Origin of the sequence: Staphylococcus sp. 11511212 (assembly GCF_011394755.1) — a bacterium.
GTDB lineage: Bacteria > Bacillota > Bacilli > Staphylococcales > Staphylococcaceae > Staphylococcus > Staphylococcus chromogenes.
In genome coordinates, this window is sequence record NZ_JAANBQ010000013.1 from 1 (window position 1) to 3,220 (window position 3,220).

Below are 3,220 nucleotides of genomic sequence, written 5' to 3' on the forward strand. Positions count from 1 at the left end.
GTGAAAATGTAAACCTAAATGAGTATCAAATTGCAACTGAATTTGATACTCGTTTTTTATTGTTAAATCAACGTTTGTTGTTAATTTACACCACAAAATGTAAGTTAAAATGTATATAAAAATGCGAACGTGAAATAATTATTGTAGGAATGCAAATTGGTGTGTTAAAATGGTTACAATTTACTAAGCAAAAAGGGGTGCATTTTCCTATGCAATTTCTTGAGCCAAAAAATAAGAACGCTAAGTCTGTGGATTGGGAAATATCAGAGCAAGTAAGGGTGATAGTTAAGCAATACGCTGAATATGCAGAGCGTACTGAAAGCGAAGCAGTGGATGAATTCTTATTGAACATTTTAGACGATAAGAAGTTTATTGAATGGATTGCCAACAAGCGAAGTAATAAGCGGATTGTTGAAAAAATGGGTATCAAAGATAGAGTGGGTTGATAGACAATGACCAAGCTTAAAAGATTAGCCACGAAGGAAGATGAAATTGTAGATGTTAAAATTCCGATTTCAAACGAAGAATTAAAAGATAGGGCTAAACAATATGATTTATTAACTCCAAAACGATTTGCAACAAGGTATAACAAAATGTTGTTCTTGCCAACGTCTTTTAAATGGAACGGTTCTGAATATCCCATTCAATATAATTACTGCATCAATCCGTTTTGTTGTAATTTTGGGAAAGAACAGCACAAATTCAAAGATGTAAAAGGGAAACCAAGTCGATATAAAATGACTGGTAGTTCCAAAGATAAAGGTCATAAAGGTATGTACTGCAATGACAATCCTATTGGCAGAGGTGTATCGCAAAACTGTACAGTAACCCCTTTATCTAATTGGTCTGTTGTTGAAGAAATTAAACGCCTTATAGAAATCAATAGCATCCAAGATGTTGAGCCAGATTATCAATTTCATAAAGAAGGCTGCTCGGAAGAAGAATCAACCCCATTCAATGAGCCGAAGCAATTTTACAAAAGGGGGAAAAGTAGGGGCAAATCTCAACGCTATCAATGTAAGGCGTGTAAGAAGTTCACTAATGTTCTACCAAAAAGAGAAGAAACCACTACTTATCACCAACAAAAGAACACCATTCTTCCAATGTTCGCTAAGATGGTTGTTGGAAGGGTTTCAGTCAGTCGTACTTGTGATATTTTAGGAATTGGAGTTGGAACCTACTATCATAAGCTGGAGTGGCTGTATAGGCGTTGTTTGGAGTTTTTAGAACGATATGAGACACAACCCCTTCAAACAAAGAAATTTAACGAGATGTGGCTTAATACGGACAAGATGCACTACTACCTAAATAACGTCCGTAAGAAAGGACAAGGTTCAAAGAAATATACGGGGTTTGAAGACCTTAATATGCAAACGTATATAGTTGTATCTGCTGAGGTCTTATCAAGATATGTGTTCCGTTCTGATGTTGCCTATGATTGGAATATTTCAATGGATGAATTAAATGAAGATACAAGAAAATTCAAAGAAGACCATCTCAATACTTTTAGTCGTAAAAATGATAGGTTAGATTGGTCTTATTATCCACAAGAACCATCCGCTAACGATAGCGAAAATAGGAATGCTTATCTTCACGAATTAGGGAAAATTACTAATAGGAGTAGATTTGTCGATGGTTTAAATGTTGATGCTCCTTATACTACAACTGCTCACTATTGGTTAATTAAACAAATGGTTAATGCCGACGAATGGCGAATGATTAGTGATGATGACTTCTCTATTAGAAACGCCTTTTATAGAGTATTCACGAAAGAATTAAGGTTGAGCGATGCACATCATTTTATTTGCCAAGTTAACAAGACGAAAAGCAGAAAACAATGCTTAAAAGAATTCGGACAAGCAAAAGCAGAACTGCTCGATTGGGGAGATATCAGAGGATTCAAAACAAAGTTTCTACGGACTTTGGCATCTCATTATCTAACTGAATTACTAACAAGTCATCAATTCCACGAAGAGGCTATTAGTAAAGATGGAGAAAGATATCGCAAATATGCCGATAACCCTATCAAACATCCATTAGCCACTAAGGATAAAGGATTTTATTCAGTTGATTGTAGAACGGATTTATCTGCTCTGGAACCAAACGAAATCGCAAAGATGCTATTAAATGTAAATGACCATTCGACCAATAGCTTTATTCAACAGATAAGACGTTATATATCATCTCTTGAAAGACCATTAACAACAGCTCGTGGTGATAAGAAGAGCTATATTTACGCTAACTTCAATCCGAAGTATGCTCAATTTGCGATTACAATTCTAAGAACTTACTACAACTTTTGTCGCCCTTTTAAATCAGCGGATAAAAAGGTTTTGACACCTGCTCAAAGATTAGGGATTACAGATAAACAATTTGATTGGAAAGATATAATTTATTTCAAATGACAAAAAGAGCTTGGAGTAATCCCAAGCTCTTGTGCTTTATCTTTACTGTTCTTCTTCAATTAACGCACCCGTTAACTCAATAAGTTTTTTCTTTCATATACATGAAAATAGTAGTTATACGGATTTTTATCATTCTTTATCCCTTTTTGGGCAAATACCTCATTCCATTCCTCATAATTCACTTCTGGAAAAAAAGTATCTCCTTCGAATTCATGATGTATTTTTGTGATGTACATTTTCTCAACATAAGGGAAAAACAAATTATAAATCTGTTCTCCTCCGAAAATAAAAATTTCTTCTTCGTTTTTACATAACTCAAAAACATCTTCTATTGAATGAACAATTTCACAACCATTAAAGGTAAACCCCTTATCTCTCGTCAGAATAATATTTCTTCTGTCAGGTAAGGCTCTTCCGATTGATTCAAGGTTCTTCCTACCTAATATTATCGGATGTCCCTTTGTAGTATTTTTAACATATTCCCAGTCCTTGGGAATCCTCCAAGGAATGTCATTCTCTTTGCCAATCACTCTATTCTTATCCATCGCAGCAATCAAAGAAACTTTCATTTATAACACAGCCTTTTTAACTAATTTACCATCTAATTTCTTATTTCTATCAAAAAACCTTTTCTCATTATCCTGCCCGTTAGTTGAATAAGCAATTTTTTCTATAAGTTATATTATCATAATACCACAAAATCACAAATTTTCATTCAATTATCATTTTCAATTGCATTTTATAAATCATTTTGTATGTAATTTGGTATGTAAGTTAAAATGAAAAAAGTAGTCCATTTTGAAGTACATTTTGTC

General features: G+C 33.8%; 3 protein-coding genes. 2 read left to right on the top strand and 1 reads right to left on the bottom strand.

What is annotated here, in order from left to right:
* Positions 1–161 precede the first annotated feature (161 nt).
* Together G8Y84_RS09270 and G8Y84_RS09275 are read left to right on the top strand one after the other, a co-directional pair.
* On the top strand, positions 162–446 hold the full coding sequence (locus G8Y84_RS09270) for a hypothetical protein (protein WP_000922261.1): 285 nt from the start codon (positions 162–164) through the stop codon (positions 444–446).
* Between the two features lie 6 nt (positions 447–452).
* Positions 453–2,405, top strand: coding sequence for a hypothetical protein (locus tag G8Y84_RS09275; RefSeq protein WP_000163792.1), 1,953 nt, complete (start codon positions 453–455; stop codon positions 2,403–2,405).
* Positions 2,406–2,476: 71 nt separating this feature from the next.
* Here the strand turns inward: G8Y84_RS09275 and dfrG are convergent, their stop codons facing one another.
* On the bottom strand, positions 2,477–2,974 hold the full coding sequence (gene dfrG / locus G8Y84_RS09280; RefSeq protein WP_000868795.1) for a trimethoprim-resistant dihydrofolate reductase DfrG: 498 nt from the start codon (positions 2,972–2,974) through the stop codon (positions 2,477–2,479).
* Positions 2,975–3,220 lie beyond the last annotated feature (246 nt).